Below are 18507 nucleotides of genomic sequence, written 5' to 3' on the forward strand. Positions count from 1 at the left end.
ATCCAGCACCTCGCCGGCATGAAGGATTCCAAGACCATCGTCGCCATCAACAAGGACGAGGACGCGCCCATCTTCCAGGTCGCCGACATCGGCCTGGTCGGAGACCTGTTCAAGATCGTCCCGGAACTCACCGAAAAGCTCTGAGGGCGGCGCCGAATTGCCCACCGCTTCCGCGGACGGAAGCGAGCCTGGGCTCATTGAACCTCCGGCGATTCAGACCTGCATGTCGGGATTGTCGAGGCCCAGCAGCACCGCGCCATAATTGCGGGCGGTCACCTGGCTCTGGTTCGAGACATGCTGCCGCGCCGCGATGAGGTCGCTGTAGATCCGGCCGAGCGGCATGGTTTCATAGAGGCCGTGCCCGCCTGCCGATCGGAACAGCTTGCTTGCCAGCTCGAGCGCCCGTTCCGCGACCAGGGAGCTCTGATGCTTGTAGAAGAGGCGCAGGTTGGTCGGCGCCTGCTCGCGCCGCTCCGCATAGCCTTCGAGGACCTCGAAGTTGCGGTGCAGGACGAGCTTCATCTCGTCGACCGCATTGGCGATCTCGGTCACCGCACGCTGCGCGTCCGGGTCGCGCGACGTCGGCGACCCGGTCGTGCCGATGCGTTTGGAGCCGTAGGCGAGGAAGGCGTCGAGCATCGCCTGGAGGGCGCCGATGCAGCCGTTCGAGACGACGCGGCTGAACACCTGGACGAAGGGGACGCGGTAGAGCGGTCCGCTATTGACCGCCCAGCCGGGATTCTCGTCGCGATAGGCGGCGCGCAGGTCGTGTACGCGATAGGCGGGCACGAACACGTCTTCGACGACGATATCCTGGCTGCCCGTCCCCTTGAGTCCCATTACATGCCACGCATCCTCGATCCGATAGTCGGAGCGCGGAAGCAGGAAGGTGCGGTAGTCGCCGTCCGCCGGATCCCCGACCAGGCCGCCGAGCAGGATCCAGTCGCAATGCTCGCTGCCGCTAGAGAATTTCCATTTGCCCGTGAAGCGGAAGCCGTCCTCCACGGGCGTCGCCCGGCCCGTCGGCATGTAGGTCGAGGCGATCAGAACGCCGTCATCCTTGCCCCAGACGTCGGCGGCGGCGCGGTCGTCGAACAAGGCGAGCTGGAAGGGATGGACGCCGAGCACGCCATAGACCCAGGCGGTCGACATATCCCCTTCGGCCAAGGCGATCTGGATCTCGGCGAAGACGCGCGGGCTCATCTCGTAGCCGCCCCATCTTTTCGGCTGGAGCACGCGGAAGAAGCCGGCTTCCTTCATCGCCTCGATCGTCTCGGACGAGAGCCGCCGATCGCGCGCCTGCTGGTTGGCGCGCGACGCGAGGTCGGGGATCATGGCCCGGGCGCGCGCGATCAGCTGCTCTCCGTCCACCTGGATCTTCTCGGCCATGTTCATCCTTCTTCCCTCGTCCTAATACGCCACCACCATTTCCGGCGCCGGCTCCTCCGCGGGCTGCGCCGCCGCAGCCTTCACGATCAGCGCGTCGACGGCGACGATCGAATCGGCGCTGCAGATCAGGGGGTTGATGTCGATTTCGGCGAGCCGGGCAGCCTGGTCGGCGACCAACTCCGAGATCCGGCAGATCGCGTCGGCGAGCGCCCCGCGGTCGGCGGCGGCGCCGCCGCGGAAGCCGTCCAGCAGGGCGGCCCCCTTGAGGCGCGCGATCATCTCGAGTGCCTGCTCGCGTCCGACCGGCGCGAGCGCCAGCACCTTGTCATTCAGCAATTCGACGAGAATCCCGCCGCTGCCGACGATCACCATCGGTCCGAACAAGGGATCGATGCGGCCGCCGACGATGATCTCCACCCCGGCCGGCGCCATCGCCTGGACGAGCACGCCGTTGATCCGCGGCGCCGGATCGAGCTTCGCGGCAGCGACCATGATCTCCCGATAGGCGGCGCGCACGGCTTCCTCGCCGGAGACACCGAGCCGGATCACGCCCGCCTCGGTCTTGTGGAGGATGTCCGGCGATTCGACCTTGAGCGCTACTTTCCCGCCGAAACGGGCCGCCGCGGCGGCCGCCTCCTCCGCGTTGCGGACGAGCGCCTCGCCGATCACAGGCACGCCATATTCGGCGAGCACCGCCTTGGCCTCCCGCTCCGTGAGCGCCGCTGCGGGCGCCGCCTCGATGAGGGCGGCGGCGCGACCCGCCGCCTCCGCGGGCTCAAGGTGGGATGCGGCGCCGCGCGGTTCGGAAAGCCAGCGCGCCCGCCGCGCCTCCCACTGCTGGTACAGGCCGATGGTGGCGAAGCAGCGGTTCATCGACCGGAACACGGCCGATCCGGCGCTCGACTCGGCCTCTATCAGCCCAGGCCCAGCCAGATATTCGGTGATCCAGACGTGGCAGATGAGCTTGCCGTGCTTCTCGCCGAGCTCGCCGAAGCGGCGGACGCGATTGGCGGTGTGGACCGAATAGGGATGCGCCGTGACGAGCTGGCCGTAGCAGGGCTCGGCGAGCAGCAAGTCGACGCAGGCGAAGAAGGTGTCGAGATCATTCGCGACGCCGCCGGTCACGTCGCAGGGATTGCGGGCGGTGCCGAAATCAGGGAGCTGCCGCTGGATCTCGGCCCGCGTCTTCTCGCTTGGCTGCGGCAACGGCACGTCATGTATCTCGGCCTTGTCCGCCGCCATGACGGAGGCGCCGCCGGACGAAGCCAGGACGACCGTGCCGGCCGGAACCTCCCTCCGAGCCTTGGCGAAGTAAGTGGCGGTCTCGATCAGCTCCTCGAAATTGTCGACCAGAGTCATGCCGGCGCTGCGGAACAGCTCGACATAGACGTCGTGCGATCCGGCCAGCATGCCCGAATGGGTCATTGCCGCCGCCGCGCCCTGCTCGCCGGTGCCGAGCTTGTTGATGACGATAGGCTTGCCCGCGTCCATTGCGATCGCGGCCGCCTCGAGCAGCCGCTCCGGGTTCGGCATCGCCTCGAACACGCAGGCGATGGCGCCGCAATGCGGATCTTCGGCCAGGAAGGCGACCAGATCGGCCACATCCACATCGCAGCTGTTTCCGGAGGTCAACAAATGGCTGAAGACCACGCCCCGCTGGATCGCCTGGGCGGCGGCGAAGCCGAGGCCGCCCGACTGGCTGACGAGGCCGATCGGCCGATCGTGCGCCCGCGCCGCCTCGATGCCGCCCTCGGGCAGCGGAACGTTGGTGTAGGTGAGCGCCGCCCCGCTCCAATAGTTGACCGCCCCAAGGCAATTGGGGCCGAGGATACGGATTCCCGTCTCGCGGGCGATCGCGGAAAGGCGATCCTGCTCGCGACGACGTTCCGCCTGCCCTACCTCGCTATAGCCGGCGGCGAAGATGATGGCCGAGCGCGCCCCCGCCGCGGCGGCGTCGAGCACCACCTCCTCCACGCCGGCGCGCGGCACAGTGATGATGACCGAGTCGGGTGCCTCGGGAAGCGCCGAGACCGATGGGTAGCAGGGCCGGTCCGCTATCGCCTCGTAGCGCGCATTGACCAGGTCAATGCGGCCTCCGAACTTGAGCTTTTCCAGCTGGCCGAGCGCACGTGCGCCCGCGGCGGTCGGCTTGGGCGTCGCGCCGACGATGGCGACGCTGGCGGGATCCAGCACGCGCGCCAGCTCGCCACCCCGATAGACCGAACGCGAACCCGCTCCCACTCGTCCACTCCTCACGCAGCCTCGCCGCAACCAGCACCCTTATTCCCGGCGCCCGCACGGCTGGCTAGCGCCCTCCCCTCGGGTTGCTCCCGACAAAAAATCCGTCTGCCTCAAGGGCCAAGGACTAGGAGGCCGCGGGCATAACGCCCTGCTGCTTGAGCATGTCGAGCGCCACGTCGACGATCATGTCCTCCTGGCCCCCGACCATGCGCCGGCGGCCCAGCTCGACCAGGATCGCGCGCGTGTCGAGCCCGTAATCCGCGGCGGCCTTTTCCGCGTGACGCAGAAAGGAGGAGTAGACGCCGGCATAGCCGAGGGAGAGCGTCTCGCGGTCGACCCGTACGGGCCGGTCCTGCAGCGGCCGCACCAGGTCCTCGGCCGCATCCATCAGCTTCATCACGTCGCAGCCGTGGTTCCAGCCCTTTCGGTCGACGGCGGCGGCGAAGACCTCGAGCGGCGCGTTCCCGGCGCCTGCGCCCATGCCGGCAAGGCTCGCGTCGATGCGCACGGCGCCGCCCTGGGCGGCGACGATCGAATTGGCCACTCCCAAGGAGAGATTGTGGTGCGCGTGCATGCCGCGCTCGGTTTCGGGTTTGAGGGCCTGGTCATAAGCGAGGAAGCGCTCGCGAACGCCGTCCATGTCGAGCGCTCCGCCCGAATCGGTGACGTAGACGCAGTGCGCGCCATAGCTTTCCATGAGTTGCGCCTGACGGGCGAGCTCGACCGGGCCGATCATGTGACTCATCATCAGGAAGCCGGAGACGTCCATGCCCAGATCGCGGGCGAAGCCGATATGCTGCTTCGACACGTCCGCCTCGGTGCAATGGGTCGCGACGCGAACCGACCGCACGCCCAGATCATAGGCGCGGCGCAGCTCGTCGACCGTACCCACGCCGGGCAGGATGAGCGTCGTCAGCACGGCCCTGGTCAGCACGTCGGCGACGGCCTCGAGCCATTCCCAGTCGGTATGGGCACCGAAGCCATAATTGAACGAGGCGCCGGACAGGCCGTCGCCGTGGGCGACCTCGATGGCGTCGACGCCGGCCTCGTCCAGCGCCTTCGCGATCGCGCGCACATGTTCGATCCCATACATGTGCCGGATGGCGTGCATGCCGTCGCGCAGCGTCACATCCTGGATGTAGAGCTTGTGCTGAGTCGGATCGAAGCCGGTCATTGGTCGTCTCCGAGCATGCGCCGGGCGATCAGCTCGCCCGTTGCCTTGGCGGCGGCGGTCATGATGTCGAGGTTGCCCGAATAGCTCGGCAGATAGTCGCCTGCGCCTTCCACTTCGAGGAAGATCGAGGTCTTTATCCCGGTAAATTGGCCCTGCCCCGGGATGCGCAGCGGGTTGTTGTCGCCGAAGCGCTCGAACTGGAGCTCCTGCTTCAGCCGATAGCCGGGAACGTAATGCTGCACGCGCTCGACCATCCGCTCGACGGAGGCGCGGATGGCGTTCTCGTCGCCGCCTTCGGACAAGGTGAAGATCGTGTCGCGCATGATCATCGGCGGCTCGGCTGGATTGAGGATAATGATCGCCTTGCCTCGGGCGGCGCCCCCGACCTCCTCGATGGCGCGCGCGGTCGTGCGCGTGAATTCGTCGATATTGGCGCGCGTTCCCGGGCCTGCCGATCGGGATGAGACCGAAGCGACGATCTCGGCATAATGGACCGTCGCCACCTGCGAAACGGCGGCCACCATCGGAATCGTGGCCTGGCCGCCGCAGGTCACCATGTTCAGATTGGGCGCGTCGAGATGCTCTTCGATATTGACCGGCGGGACGGTGAACGGCCCGATCGCCGCCGGCGTGAGGTCGACGACCTTCTTCCCGTCGGCGCGCAGCGTCTCGTCGTGCGCCTTGTGGGCGTAGGCCGAGGTAGCGTCGAAGACGATGCCGATCTCCGCATAGTCCGGCATCGTTCTGAGTCCTGTCAGCCCCTCGTGGGTGGTGGCGATCCCCCGCTCGCGCGCCATGGCCAGGCCCTCGCTCGCCGGGTCGATCCCGACCAGAGCCGCAAGCTCCATATGCTGCGGATATTTGATCATCTTCATCATGAGGTCGGTGCCGATATTGCCCGACCCGATGATCGCTGCCTTGATGCGGCCCATCACCTTTTCCTTACGCGAATCCGATGCAGGCGCGCCCGACGCCGAAAAGCTCCATGTCGAAGCGGTCGCCCGGTGCCGCCGGCTCAAGCGGGACGAGCGAGCCCGACAGGATGACCTCGCCCGCAAGCAGGGACACGCCGTGACGGCCGAGCGTATTGGCGAGCCAGGCGACGGCCGTCAGCGGTGAGCCCTGCACCGCCGCGCCGAAGCCCTCGCTGAGCGGCGCCCCGTTCTTCCACACCTTCACGGCGAGCGAGGGCAGGTCGAGCGTCCGCGGATCGGCGCGGGCGGCGCCGAGAACGAAGATGCCGCAGGAGGCATTGTCGGCGATGGTGTCGACGATCCCGATCTTCCAGTCGCGGATGCGGCTGTCGACGATTTCGAAGCATGGCGCGATTGCTTCGGTCGCTGCGAGCACGTCGGCCTCGGTGACGTTCGGGCCCTCTAGGTCGGATTTGAGCAGGAAGGCGATCTCGGCTTCCGCCCGAGGCTGGATCAGGCCCCGCCGGGCGATGTCGACGGTCTCGCCGTCCTCCGCCACCATCGCGTCGGTGAGGAATCCGAAGTCGGGCTGATGGACGCCCAGCATGTCCTGCACCGCCTTCGAGGTGACTCCGATCTTCTTGCCGACCACCCGCTCGCCTGCGGCCAGCCGCAGGCGCAGGAGTTCAAGCGAGATCGCATAGGCGTCGTCCACGTCGAGACCGAGGCCGCGCGAGGAAAGCGGCTCCAGCGTGCGGCGTTCCCGAAGCGCCCGGTGGAGCTCGGCGCCGATTTCCCGCAAGCCGCTCAATGGAAGGTCCTCCCGCCGTCGACGGCGAGGGCGATTCCGGTCACGAAGGCGGATCGATCGCAGGATAGCCACAGCACGGCCTCGGCGATCTCCCGCGGCTGCGCCATCCGCCCGAGCGGATAGTCCTTGAGCGTCGGCACCCCGGCCTCGCCCCCGCCGGACCGGCGGACCGACTGGACCATCGGCGTGTCGACGATGCCCGGACAGACCGCATTGGCCCGGATCGCCGGAGCGAGCTCGCCGGCCAGCGCCTTGGTGAAGGTGACGACGCCTGCCTTGGACGCGGCATAAGCGGCGCTCGCGCCGACCGGCCGCAGCGCCTGTGCGGAGCCGATATTGACGATGGTAGCGCCCTGCGCCTGGCGAAGCCAAGGCAGCGCCGTGCGGCAGACCAAATATGGAGCGGTGAGGTTCACGCCGAGCATGCGCTGCCACGCGTCGAGATCCGTCTCGGCGAGCGACGTGACCGATACGATGCCGGCGGAGTTGACGACGGCGTCGACGCCGCCCAGCGCTTCGGCGGCCGAGGCGACCGCCTGTGAGACCGCAGCGGGATCGAGCAGGTCGACCAGCACGGCGTGGCCGCCGGTCTCCGCCGCCGCCTCGCCCAGCGCCGAGGCGTCCCGATCCAGCAGGGCGACGTGCGCGCCCTCCTCGGCGAACAGGCGCGCGATCGCCCGCCCGATGCCGGAGGCCGCCCCGGTCACGATCGCCCTCCGGCCCGCCAGCCTCGCACCTTGCCCTCCCGCCAAAATTAGACCTCCCGAAAACGGCACCTTTGCGCCGGGATAGAGGCTCAGCGGCCGAATGCGCCACCCCGGGATCGATCGGGTGCCAACCAAGTTTCGGGAAGCCGGCGAGGGCCCGAGAAAAGCTTGGATGGCACCCGATCATTCCGGCCTAGCGCAGTCCGGCCGGTTGGGTGAGCCTCGATAGGCTGAGCGGTCCGCACGCTGCGGAGGCTCCATTCCCTTTCTGCCGGCGAGATCATGACGGGACAGCCCTCTTCCAGGACGAACCGCCCCGGGCACCTCGATCAGCTCGAGGCGGAGAGCATCCACATCATGCGGGAAGTGGTCGCCGAGACCAGCCGCCCGGTCATGCTCTATTCGGTCGGCAAGGATTCAGCGGTGATGCTGCATCTCGCCCGCAAGGCCTTCCACCCCTCTCCCCCACCCTTCCCGCTGCTGCACGTCGACACGACGTGGAAGTTCAGGGCGATGTACGAGCTGCGGGACCGGATGGCGGCCGAGAGCGGCATGGAGCTGATCGTCCATCGCAACGAGGAGGCGCTGGCCAAGGGAATCAATCCCTTCGACCATGGCGCGCTCCACACCGACATGTGGAAGACGGAGGGACTGAAGCAGGCGCTCGACGCGCACGGCTTCGACGCGGCCTTCGGCGGCGCCAGGCGCGACGAGGAGAAGAGCCGCGCGAAGGAGCGCATCTTCTCCTTTCGCACCGCCAATCATGTCTGGGATCCGAAGAACCAGCGGCCGGAGCTTTGGCGCCTCTACAATGCCCGCAAGTCCAAGGGCGAGAGCATCCGCGTCTTTCCCCTGTCCAACTGGACGGAGCTGGACGTGTGGCAGTATATCCACCGTTACGACATTCCGATCGTGCCGCTCTACCTGGCGGCGCGCCGGCCCACGGTCGAGCGCGACGGCATGATCGTCATGGTCGATGACGACCGCTTGCCCCTGAGACCGGGCGAGACGCCGGTCTGGCGCTCGATCCGCTTCCGCACCCTCGGCTGCTATCCGCTCACCGGCGCGATCGAGAGCGAGGCGGCCACCCTGCCCGATATCCTTCGCGAGATGCTGCTGACCACCACGTCGGAGCGGCAGGGCCGTGCCATCGACCGCGAGGAATGGGCAAGCATGGAGAAGAAGAAGAGGGAGGGCTACTTCTGATGAAGATCCCTTCCGACACGCCCGCCCCCGCGCCGGAGGCGGCCGCCGAGGATATCGGCGCCTATCTCGCGCGGCATGAGTGCAAGGACCTGTTGCGCTTCTTGACCTGCGGCTCGGTCGACGACGGCAAATCTACCCTGATCGGACGCCTTCTCTACGACACCAAATTGCTGTTCGACGACCAGCTCGACGCGCTCGAAGCGGATTCGAAAAGGCTGGGAACTCAGGGTGACAAGCTCGATTTCGCGCTGCTCGTCGACGGCCTGGCGGCCGAGCGCGAACAGGGCATCACCATCGATGTCGCCTATCGCTTCTTCACGACCGACCGGCGCAAGTTCATCGTCGCCGACACGCCAGGGCATGAGCAATATACCCGCAACATGGTGACCGGCGCCTCGACCGCCGACCTCGCCGTGATCCTGGTCGATGCGCGCAAGGGCGTGCTGACCCAGACCCGCCGCCATTCCTATCTCGCCCATCTGCTCGGCATCCGCCGGATCGTGCTCGCCGTGAACAAGATGGACCTGGCCGGCTACGATCAGGCGGCGTTCGACGCCATCTGCGCCGAATATGCCGCCTTCGCCGCCGGGATCGGCATTCGCGGCCAGCTCGCCATCCCCATCTCCGGTCTCGCCGGCGACAATATAGCCGGCCCCTCCATGCACATGGACTGGTATTCGGGGCCGACTTTGCTCGAGCATCTGGAGACGGTCGAGATCGATGCCGATCACGCACGCCGCGCAGGCTTTCGCATGCCGGTTCAATGGGTGAACCGCCCGAACCTCGACTTTCGCGGCTTTTCCGGGCTGGTCGCGAGCGGCCGGATCGCGGCCGGCCACAAGGTGCGCGTGCTCCCGTCCGGCGCCGCCTCCAAGGTGACGAGGATTGTCACTCTGGATGGCGACCTCGACGAAGCCGACGCCGGCCAGTCGATCACGGTCACTTTGGCCGACGAGATCGACTGCTCGCGCGGCAGCGTCCTGGTCGCGGCGGATGATCCGCCGCAGGTCGCCGACCAGTTCGAGGCAACCCTGGTCTGGATGTCCGATGAGGAGATGCTTGCCGGCCGCTCCTACCTGCTGAAGCTCGCGACCCAGACGGTGAACGCACGGGTCCAGGCCCCGAAATATCAGGTGAACGTCAACTCGCTCGAGCATTTGGCGGCCAAGACGCTGGGCCTCAACGACATCGGCGTCGCCAACCTCACCACCGACCAGCCGATCGTCTTCGAGCCCTATCGCGACAGCCCGGACCTCGGTGGCTTCATCCTGATCGATCGCGCCACCCACGCCACCGTCGCCGCCGGCATGATCCATTTCGCGCTGCGGCGGTCGCAGAACATCCATTGGCAATCGATCGATATCGGGCCGGAAGCGCTTGCCCGGCTCAAGAACCAGGAGCCCGCGCTCGTCTGGCTGACCGGCCTGTCCGGCGCCGGCAAGTCGACCATCGCCAATCTCGTCCAGAAGAAGCTCCACCGGATGAACCGGCACACCTTCCTGCTGGACGGGGACAATGTCCGCCACGGGCTCAACAAGGATCTAGGCTTCACCGACGCCGACCGGGTCGAGAATATCCGGCGGGTCGGTGAGGTCGCCAAGCTCATGGCCGACGCCGGCCTCATCGTCATCGCCGCCTTCATCTCTCCCTTCCGGGCGGAGCGGGAGATGATCCGGCGGATGCTGCCGCCGGGCCGCTTTCTCGAAGTCCATGTCGATACGCCGCTTGGTGTTGTCGAGCAGCGCGATGTGAAGGGCCTCTACGCCAAGGCGCGCGCCGGCGAGCTTGTCAACTTCACCGGCATCGACTCGCCCTTCGAAACTCCCGACAATCCGGAGCTCAGGATCGACACGCTGCGCATGAGCCCCGAGGAAGCCGCGGACGAGATCGTCGAGAGGCTGCTGGGATGATCATCGAGGACGATGCCGAGCTGGCCGCGCGGGTCGCCGAGGAGGCCGGCAGGATCCTGCTCGCCATCCGCGCCGGGGGGCTGCTCGCGGGCCAGCCTCTCGGCCGCGCCGGCGACGCGACCGCCAATGCCTTCATCCTCGCCGCACTCGGGCACCACCGTCCCGACGATGCCATCCTCTCGGAGGAGTCGGCCGACGCGCCGGAGCGCCTCGCCCGCCGGCGCGTGTGGATCGTCGATCCGCTCGACGGCACTCGCGAATATGCAGAAGGCCGTTCCGACTGGGCGGTCCATGTCGGCCTCGCCGTGGACGGGATTCCTGCGGTGGGCGCCGTGGCGCTGCCGGGCCAGGGCCGGGTGCTGCGTTCGGATCAGGCGCCGGGAGCGGTGGTACGCCCGGCGCGGCTGCGCATCCTGGTCAGCCGCACCCGACCGCCCGCCGTCTCGACGGCGGTCGCCGAGCGGCTCGGGGCGGAGCTGGTGCCGATGGGCTCGGCCGGCGCGAAAGCGATGTGCGTCCTGCTGGGGGAGGGCGACATCTACCTGCATGCGGGCGGCCAGTATGAATGGGACAATTGCGCGCCCGCCGCGGTCGCGCTTGGCGCCGGCCTCGCCGCGACCCGGCTCGACGGCTCGCCGTTGCTCTACAATCGGCCCGATCCGCTGCTGCCCGACCTGCTCATCTGTCCGTCCGACATTTCGGCGCGCGTGCGGGCGGCGCTTTCCGACCTCAGCATCGAATAGGAGGAGAATCGATGGCAGCCCGAATCCGGGTCATCACCCGCGACGGCAGCGAGGTGGCGGTCGACGGCGAGGACGGCCTCTCGCTCATGGAGGCAATCCGCAGCCGCGGCATAGACGAGGTGGTCGCCTTGTGCGGCGGCTGCTGCTCCTGCGCCACCTGCCACGTCTATGTCGACCAAGCCTATTGGAAGGACCTTCCGCCCCTCAGCGAGGACGAGAACGACCTGCTCGACAGCTCCGGCGCCCGCCGCCCGACCTCCCGTCTCTCCTGCCAGATCGTCTGCGGACCCGCCCTCGACGGCCTGCGCGTAGAAGTAGCGCCCGAGGATTAGGCGGCGAATCCCGCTCCCCATGAGGCAGGAGCTTCTGCATCACCGCGCGACGAATCCTCCGTCCACGGGCAGGGCATGGCCGGTGACGAAGCTCGCTTCGTCAGAGCACAGCCAGAGCACCGCCTCGGCCACTTCGCGCGGGCGGCCTATCCGGCCCATCGGGTGCAAAATCTCGATCGTCTCGCGAAAGCCCGCGGCGATCGACCGCGCCACCATCGGCGTGTCGACGGCGCCAGGGCAGACCGCGTTCACGCGGATACCTCGCGGCGCATAGTGGGTACCGGCGGACCGCGTCATGCCCACCACCGCATGCTTACTGGCGACATAATGGAGGCTGCTCACCGCCACGAGCCCAGCCACCGAGGCGGTGTTGACGATCGTACCGCCGCCATGATCGAGCATCCAGGCGATCTCGTGCTTCAGGCAGAGGAAGACGCCGCGCGCATTGACCGCCATCGTCCGCTCAAAGACGCCCACGTCCCACGCCTCCTCGGGCCCATAGCCTTCGGAGATGCCTGCATTGTTGAAAGCACAGTGGAGGCCGCCCAGCTCGCCCGTCACCCGCTCCACCATCGCGGCGACCGAACCGGGATCGGCGACGTCGACCGGAACGAAAACCGCCCGGCCGCCGCCCGCTGTAATCTCGTCGCTGGCTCTGCGGCCGCCGGCGGCGTCGATGTCGCAGACGGCGACGGCGGCACCCTCCTCGGCAAAGGCCAGGGCCGCGGCCCGCCCCATGCCACTCGCGGCTCCGGTGACGAGGGCGACCTTGCCCTCGAAGCGGAGCCTTTCGGTCATCAGAACCGCGCCGTCAGTTCGACGCCCCAGGTCCGCGGCCTGCCGAAGAAGGAGGCGACGGCGCCGCCCAGGCCCGACCCGAAGTCGATGCCGAAGATCCGCGGCCGATCGTTGGTAATGTTGCGGACGAAAGCCGCCGCCTCGAGCGTGCCGCTGCCAAGACGGATCTCGCGGAAAGCAAGACGCGCGTCGAAGATCGCATAGGACTGGGCACGGGTCGAGAAAGCGTTCTGCGCGTCGTCGCGGTCGTTAGAATAGGCGTAAAGGAAGAAGCCGTCGGAATGCCTGAAGTCGAGCTGGGCATGGAGATTGCCGGCGCGGCTTTCGAGCAGCCGGGCATCGACGCCTACCGTCGACGTCCAGCGCGGAGCGAAGGGATAGGCGCGTAGGTCGGCCACGTTGACGTCCTGCTCGATGAACTCGTCGTAATGCGCATCGAGATAGCCCAGGCCGGCGCGCAGCTGCAGCCAGTCGGCGGGCTGGGCAAAGAGCTCGATCTCGACGCCCTGGACCACCGCCTTCCCCGCGTTGCGGATGGCCGTGCTCACCCCCGCGGAGGCGCCAAGGAAGATCGACAGCTGCATGTCGTCATGGACTTCGTGAAAGGCGGCGGCGCTGAGCCGCAGGCGCCGGTCGAACCATTGGCCCTTGAAGCCGATCTCGTAAGAGGTGAGCGTCTCCGGCCGATAGGAGCGCGTCGCCTCCTCGACCGACTGGGCATCGCCGTCATAGCCGCCGCTCTTGAAGCCCTGGGCGAAGCGCGCATAGACGTTGAAGTCCGGGTTGAAGGCATATTTGGCGGTGAAGCTCGGCGTGAAGGCGCTGAAGCTGTCGGAGGCCGAGACTTCCGGCACGGTCACGAGAAAGGGCCCGCCCCCCGAGCTGACCTGCTGAAAGCGCGAGGTGCCCTTTCGCTCATGGCTGTAGCGCAGCCCGGCGGAGAGCGTCAGCTGCTCCAGCCCTGGCGGGGTATAGTCTACCTGGCCGTAGAGCGCGTAGGAACGAGTCGTCGACCCGTAGAGGGAATCGATGAACGTATTGCCGAAGATCTGCTGGGGATTGTCGTTCTCGGCCTGGTCGTCGAAGAAATAGGCGCCGAGCGTGTATTGGAGCGGTCCGAGACTCCCGATCGCCTGGAGCTCCTGCGAGAATTGCTCGTAATCGACGAAGAGCTGCAGCGCGAGGATCGGCAGCGGCGATCCGTCGAAATCATTGCCGTTGCGGTAATGCATTCGCCGGTAGGAGCTGATCGATTTCAGGGTGAGATTGGACGCGACCTCCCATTGCGCGATCAGCGCGTGGGTCGAGATGCGCGTCCGCTCGCCGGGCGCCGCACCCATGTAAGCCGCCGTCTGATAGCCGTAGTCGACCGCACCGCCGGGGACGAGATACAGGTCGAGCGGAAAGCCGAAATAGGTGTCGCCGACCAGACCGCCGGCGTAGAAAGGCGAGGCGGGATCGAAGATGTTGCCGGGATCGACCTCCGTGAGCTGCGGATTGATCGGCGTGACGTCGGTCCGACTGTAGTCGAACGTATAGTCGAGGGTGAAATCGGCGCTGGGCTGATAGCGGGCGGCGATGCGGAACGCCTGCTGATCGGCGCCGTCGGTGCGCCTCAGCGTCCTTGGCGTCGCGGTGACCACGTTCGGAAAAGGATTCTCGCGAATACGCGTATAGCCGCGATGATAATCGTAGAGACCCGAGAGCTTGATGCTGAGGTCGCCGATGGCGGGCAGGTCGAGGCTCACGCGGGCATAACGTTGCCCGAAATTGCCCAGCGCCACTCGGCCGGTCACGCCGAATTCGCCGGTCGGCCTGCGCGTGGTGATGTTGATGGCGCCCGACAGCGTATTGCGGCCGTAGAGTGTGCCCTGTGGCCCGCGCAGCACCTCGATATGCTCGATGTCGGAAATGTCGAAGGCAGAGCCGGCGGCCTTGCCGATATAGACTCCGTCCACATATAGCCCGACCGTCGGCTCGAACGAAGTGGACGGATTGATGGTCGCGCCGCCGCGTATCGCGAGATTGGACGTAGCGGCATAGCCTTGGACGATAGTGACGTTGGGAGCCGCGCCGGCGAGATTCTCGACGCTCGTGACCGCCCGGTCTTCGATCCACTGCTCGTCGAGCGCGGTGACGGCGAGCGGCACATCGAGCAGCCGTTCGTCGCGCCGGCGGGCAGTCACCACGATCTCTTCGAGGCCGGTGTCGGTGACGCCGTCCTCGGCGATCGCCATGTCGGTTGCTGGCGGCGCCGCCGGCTCCTGCCCGTCCCCCGCCTGTGCGGCAGCGGGGCCCGCCGCGAAGCCGATGGCGAGGAGCGACGCCGCCCCGAGCAGCGCGCGTATCAGCTTGGATGAGGCCAAGGCATTCTCTCCCTTGGGCGTCGTCGACACGGACGGCGCCTCGCCGGCAGAAGGCTAGGATCGCCCTGCTGGCGCGGGAAAACGCCAATCGGTACGCCACCCGGCAAATTATTGTCGGGTGACGGCCCCGGACCGGACGTCGCATCCTCGAAGAAGAGGGATTGCGCGATGCTGGACGGAAATCGCACCTCCGGAAGGGCGCGTCGGAGGCCGGATGGCTGACGTGCCGGAAATCCAGGACGCCGAAGACGAGGCGGAGCTGGACTTCAGCCCCAGGCGAGGTGCGCTGGTGCTCGCGCTGCTGATGGCGCTCTACATCCTCTCTTATGTGGACCGCTCGATCCTCAGCCTGCTGATCCAGCCGATCAAACGCGATCTGGGGCTCAGCGACACCCAGGTCAGCCTGCTCGTCGGCGCCGCCTTCTCGATCTTCTACGCGACCACCGCCCTGCCGCTCGGCTATGTCGCCGACCGGTGGAATCGACGCAACCTGATCGCGATCGCCGTCGCCTTGTGGAGCGTCATGACGGCCCTCGGCGGCATCGCCCACAATTACACGCTGCTCTTCCTCACCCGCATGGGCGTCGGGCTCGGAGAGGCGGCGCTGGCGCCGGCAGCTTATTCCATGATCTCCGACATCTTCCCCAAGCGCCTGCTCGGCCGGGCGATGGCGCTGTTCGCCCTCAGCGCATCCGTCGGCAGCGGCCTGGCGCTGATCCTGGGCAGCTTCGTCGTCCATCTCGTCGGCCAGGCGGAGACGGCTACGCTTCCAGGGATCGGCGAGACCGCCACCTGGCGGGCCGTGCTGATCGTCGTCGGCCTGCCCGGCCTTCTTCTCGCCGCCTTGATGTATCTGGTCACCGAGCCCCGCCGCCGAGGCCTCACCGCGGTGCCCGCTTCGGCTTCCGCGCCTCGGCGATCGGCCTTAGCCTTCGTCCGGCGCAACGCGCGGGTGCTGCTGCCGCTCTATTTCGGCCTGGGGAGCATCAGCATCGTCTATTACGGCATGCTGACCTGGACGCCGACCCTGTTCCTCCGGCGGTTCGGGATCGCGCCGGCGGACATCGCGCTTCCCCTCGGCCTCGCCTTCGCGATCGGCGGCGTTGCCGGCATGCTGGCCGGCGGCTTCTGGGCCGATCGGCTGTGGCAGCGGGGCGTCAAGGACGGCTACATGCGCGTCATCTTCTATTCCGCCGCCGGTAGCCTGCCCTTCTACACGGCCATGCCGCTCATGCCGACCCCGGCTTTGGTGCTAGCCGCCCTCTTCGGCGGTGCCTTCTGCCAGGGCCTGCAATCGGGCCTCCCGGCCGGAAGCGTCCAGATGATCACGCCGAACGACCTGCGTGCCCGGGTCATCGCCGGCTGCTTCCTGACGGTGGGGCTGATGGGCCTCGGCCTCGGCCCCACTGTCGTCGCGCTCGGCGTCGACTTGCTGTTCGGCGAGGCCGGGCTCGGCCAAGCCATGGCATTGTCGAACGGCATCGTGCTCGCCGCGGCCAGCCTCATCCTGCTCGCCGGTCTGAAGCCGTTCAGGCAGGCCGTCGCGGCGCCGCCGGCCTGAGCCGGCGCTGGCGCATCGCCGGCGCCGCGCCGCTGCGCGCGCCGTGGACCGAGCGCGCGCTCCTGGCCGCGCACAGCCGACCGAGCAGGAGGAGGTCGGCGCACGTGTCGAGATCGAGCGAGAGGCCGTGCCGGTCGACAATGGTAGCGGCAAGACCGGCATTCGCCGCGCCGGTGAGATGCGCCTCGAGGCTCGACGGACCAAAGCCGAACGGCACGGCACCGATCGGACGGACGAGCAGGGCGTTGGTCCCGCTCCCCCATTTGTCGCAGGCCAGGACGACCGGTACCTCGCGACCGGCCTCGACCAGGCTGGAGAGATCCGCTTCCTCCAGCAGCGGGAGGTCGCAGCTCAGCGCGAGCAAGCCGTCGGCGCCAAGGGACGCAGCGGCGGCGGCGGCCTGCGCGAGGGCGGCATTCTGGCCCTCCTGTGCCTCGCGAAGCCCATGAGCACCCAGCCTTTCCGCCAAGCCCAGATATTCGTGTGAGCGCGACACGACGAGGCAGCGCGAGGGCCCGGCGAAGCGGCAGGCGGTGCGGACGACATGATGAAACAGCAGACGGCTGAGCCGCTCTCTCTGCGCTTGGGGAAGGTGCAGAGCGAGCCGCGTCTTGCCTTCGGCAGGCGGCCGCGCGGGGATCACGATCATCAGGTTCATGAGCGGTCTGCCCTCAGCCGACCGGTAAAAGCGAGGACCTCTCCGGCCAATCGCGCCTGCGCCACAGGATCTGGAATGAGGATGTCCGTTGCGAAGACCGGGATATCGAGCGCCTCGCCCGGCGCATCGGACCGATCGACGACGAGCCCGTCGATCAGGGGCGCATAGTAACGCAGCAGGCCCTCCGCCGTCGGCTCGAAACCGAGATCGCGCAGGTTCCGCGCCGCCGGCCCCTTCAGCGCCGCGCCTCCGACGAAGGGGGAAACGGCGACGACCGGCACCCGCCGCGCACGCAGACGCTCGCCGATGCCGGGAAGGCCCAGGATGGGAGCGATGCTGAGGATCGGATTGGACGGGCAGATGACGATCGCCTCCAGCTCGGGACCTTCGAGCGCCTCGATAAATTCCGGCGAGGCTGCGGCCGCCTCTATTCCCTCGAAGCGCACCGCTCGAAGGCTCGGCGCGCAATGCCGGCGGACGAAATAGTTCTGGAAGGCGAGCAGGCCCTCGTCGGTGAGGACCATGGTGCGCACGGGATCGTCGCTCATCGGCACGACGCGATGAGCGACCCCCAGTCGGGCGAACAGGTCCGAGATGACCTTCGACAGGCGTTCGGTGCGGAGCCGGCAGGTCCGCAGGACGTGCATCGCCAGATCGCCGTCGCCGAGGCCGAACCAGGTCTCGCCGCCGAGCCGCTCCAGCGCCGCCAGGAACGTCCAGCTCTCGCCGTCCAGACCCCAGCCCCGCTCACGATCGTTCAGCCCCGCGAGGGTATAAGCGACGGTGTCGAGATCGGGGCAGATGCGAAGGCCGAGATGGTCGAAATCGTCGCCGGTGTTGACGACGATCGTGAGTGCGGCAGGATCGAGCCGCGCGGCGAGACCATAAGCGAGCTTCGCGCCGCCGACGCCGCCCGCCAGCGCCAGGATTCTCGTCACCGGAACAGGTCCCGGCTTCGCGGCCGCAGCAGGGGGGCGGCGCCGGTCTCGGCCGGAGTCCATCGCAGCCCCCGCACGACCGCGATCGGCCGCCCCTCGTCACCCTGCCCCATGACGAGCGATGCTGCCGCGGCGACCTCGTCGCCCAGCCCCAGCTCGGAGCTGCGCAGCGCGCGGCCGAACATGTCCGGCCGCCCCCTGAGGTCGAGCAGCGGGTCGAACCCGCTCACGCCGATCGCGATCCCGACCGTTCCGTTCCGCCAGGCGCGGCCGACGCTGTCGACGACCATCACCGCCACCTGTCGTCCGCTGGCTTCGACGAGGCTGCGGCGCAGGGCGCGGCAGGTCCGATCGGGGTCGAGCGGAAGGAGCAAAGCCGCCTCGCCCGCCTCATGAGCGATGTTCGACTGGTCGATGCCCGCATTGGCGAGAATCATGCCGAGCCGATGCTCGACGACGAGCACGCCGGGGGCGACGCGAACGACCTCCTTCGCCTCGCCGAGGATCAGCTCGACCAGGCGGGGATCCTTGTCGGCCTGGCGGGCCAGGCTCTCCGCCCGCAAGGAGGGCCGAACCCCGCGCAGCGGCACCAGCCGACCTTCCGCCTTGGAGACGATCTTCTGCGCCAGGACGACGATGTCGCCATCCTCGAGCGGACAGGTAAGCAGGCTGCGGCGGACAATCTCGCCGAGCTCGGCACCGGCCTCGATCCTCGGGACGTCGCCGGGCGCAAGGATGGAGAGGGCGGCGCCGGCCATT

The 18507-nt window shown here is 67.9% G+C and carries 16 protein-coding genes and 1 pseudogene; 6 read left to right on the plus strand and 11 right to left on the minus strand.

What is annotated here, in order from left to right:
* Positions 1–144 (plus strand): annotated as a pseudogene (locus DDE10_RS21350) (electron transfer flavoprotein subunit alpha/FixB family protein); the annotation flags it as partial.
* Positions 145–213: 69 nt separating this feature from the next.
* On the opposite strand, the gene DDE10_RS21355 reads toward DDE10_RS21350, so the two are convergent.
* The 6 genes from DDE10_RS21355 to DDE10_RS21380 all read right to left on the minus strand — a co-directional run bounded on the left by DDE10_RS21355 (position 214) and on the right by DDE10_RS21380 (position 7236).
* Positions 214–1389, minus strand: coding sequence for an acyl-CoA dehydrogenase family protein (locus DDE10_RS21355; protein ID WP_284734810.1), 1176 nt, complete (start codon positions 1387–1389; stop codon positions 214–216).
* 21 nt (positions 1390–1410) lie between these two features.
* Positions 1411–3630, minus strand: coding sequence for an acetate--CoA ligase family protein (locus tag DDE10_RS21360; protein WP_162806778.1), 2220 nt, complete (start codon positions 3628–3630; stop codon positions 1411–1413).
* Between the two features lie 124 nt (positions 3631–3754).
* Positions 3755–4804, minus strand: a complete 1050-nt coding sequence (gene dmpG / locus DDE10_RS21365; RefSeq protein WP_114954839.1) for a 4-hydroxy-2-oxovalerate aldolase — start codon at positions 4802–4804, stop codon at positions 3755–3757.
* Entirely contained in the window at positions 4801–5736 is a 936-nt protein-coding gene (locus DDE10_RS21370; protein WP_114954840.1) for an acetaldehyde dehydrogenase (acetylating), read from the minus strand. The genes dmpG and DDE10_RS21370 overlap by 4 nt, the downstream gene beginning before the upstream one ends.
* A 10-nt stretch (positions 5737–5746) precedes the next feature.
* A complete protein-coding gene (locus DDE10_RS21375) occupies positions 5747–6529 on the minus strand; it encodes a fumarylacetoacetate hydrolase family protein (RefSeq protein WP_114954841.1) in 783 nt (260 codons plus the stop codon).
* Positions 6526–7236: an SDR family NAD(P)-dependent oxidoreductase gene (locus DDE10_RS21380; protein WP_432653748.1), complete on the minus strand. Its 711-nt coding sequence runs from the start codon at positions 7234–7236 to the stop codon at positions 6526–6528. Before DDE10_RS21380 ends, DDE10_RS21375 begins: the two co-directional genes overlap by 4 nt.
* A gap of 282 nt (positions 7237–7518) precedes the next feature.
* Between DDE10_RS21380 and cysD the strand changes: the two genes are divergently transcribed.
* The 4 genes from cysD to DDE10_RS21400 are packed head-to-tail and all read left to right on the plus strand — an operon-like array spanning position 7519 to position 11427.
* Positions 7519–8442: a sulfate adenylyltransferase subunit CysD gene (gene cysD / locus DDE10_RS21385; protein WP_114954843.1), complete on the plus strand. Its 924-nt coding sequence runs from the start codon at positions 7519–7521 to the stop codon at positions 8440–8442.
* On the plus strand, positions 8442–10352 hold the full coding sequence (gene cysN, locus DDE10_RS21390) for a sulfate adenylyltransferase subunit CysN (protein WP_114954844.1): 1911 nt from the start codon (positions 8442–8444) through the stop codon (positions 10350–10352). Before cysD ends, cysN begins: the two co-directional genes overlap by 1 nt.
* Positions 10349–11095, plus strand: coding sequence for a 3'(2'),5'-bisphosphate nucleotidase CysQ (locus DDE10_RS21395; protein ID WP_114954845.1), 747 nt, complete (start codon positions 10349–10351; stop codon positions 11093–11095). The genes cysN and DDE10_RS21395 overlap by 4 nt, the downstream gene beginning before the upstream one ends.
* Before the next feature lie 11 nt (positions 11096–11106).
* Positions 11107–11427: a 2Fe-2S iron-sulfur cluster-binding protein gene (locus DDE10_RS21400; RefSeq protein ID WP_114954846.1), complete on the plus strand. Its 321-nt coding sequence runs from the start codon at positions 11107–11109 to the stop codon at positions 11425–11427.
* A gap of 39 nt (positions 11428–11466) precedes the next feature.
* Here the strand turns inward: DDE10_RS21400 and DDE10_RS21405 are convergent, their stop codons facing one another.
* Positions 11467–12225 (minus strand): glucose 1-dehydrogenase, encoded by a 759-nt coding sequence (locus DDE10_RS21405; protein ID WP_114954847.1) that lies wholly within the window; start codon positions 12223–12225, stop codon positions 11467–11469.
* Positions 12225–14621, minus strand: coding sequence for a TonB-dependent receptor (locus tag DDE10_RS21410; RefSeq protein ID WP_162806779.1), 2397 nt, complete (start codon positions 14619–14621; stop codon positions 12225–12227). The genes DDE10_RS21405 and DDE10_RS21410 overlap by 1 nt, the downstream gene beginning before the upstream one ends.
* Before the next feature lie 184 nt (positions 14622–14805).
* Between DDE10_RS21410 and DDE10_RS21415 the strand changes: the two genes are divergently transcribed.
* Positions 14806–16152 (plus strand): spinster family MFS transporter, encoded by a 1347-nt coding sequence (locus tag DDE10_RS21415; RefSeq protein WP_114954849.1) that lies wholly within the window; start codon positions 14806–14808, stop codon positions 16150–16152.
* Here the strand turns inward: DDE10_RS21415 and cofC are convergent.
* Genes cofC through cofE form a run of 3 tightly spaced genes read right to left on the minus strand, consistent with a single transcriptional unit; the run spans position 16121 to position 18506 of the window.
* The gene (cofC, locus tag DDE10_RS21420) at positions 16121–16810 is read right to left on the minus strand and encodes a 2-phospho-L-lactate guanylyltransferase (protein ID WP_114954850.1); all 690 of its coding nucleotides are present in this window, start codon (positions 16808–16810) and stop codon (positions 16121–16123) included. The two genes, DDE10_RS21415 and cofC, sit on opposite strands and share 32 nt — an antisense overlap.
* Positions 16807–17748 carry a 2-phospho-L-lactate transferase gene (cofD, locus tag DDE10_RS21425; protein WP_284734812.1) on the minus strand — a complete coding sequence of 314 codons (942 nt, stop codon included), beginning with the start codon at positions 17746–17748 and terminating at the stop codon, positions 16807–16809. Before cofD ends, cofC begins: the two co-directional genes overlap by 4 nt.
* Entirely contained in the window at positions 17745–18506 is a 762-nt protein-coding gene (gene cofE / locus DDE10_RS21430; RefSeq protein WP_114954852.1) for a coenzyme F420-0:L-glutamate ligase, read from the minus strand. Before cofE ends, cofD begins: the two co-directional genes overlap by 4 nt.
* Between the last annotated feature and the right edge of the window lies 1 nt (position 18507).

The organism is Sphingosinicella terrae (genome assembly GCF_003347635.1).
Lineage (GTDB): Bacteria > Pseudomonadota > Alphaproteobacteria > Sphingomonadales > Sphingomonadaceae > Allosphingosinicella > Allosphingosinicella terrae.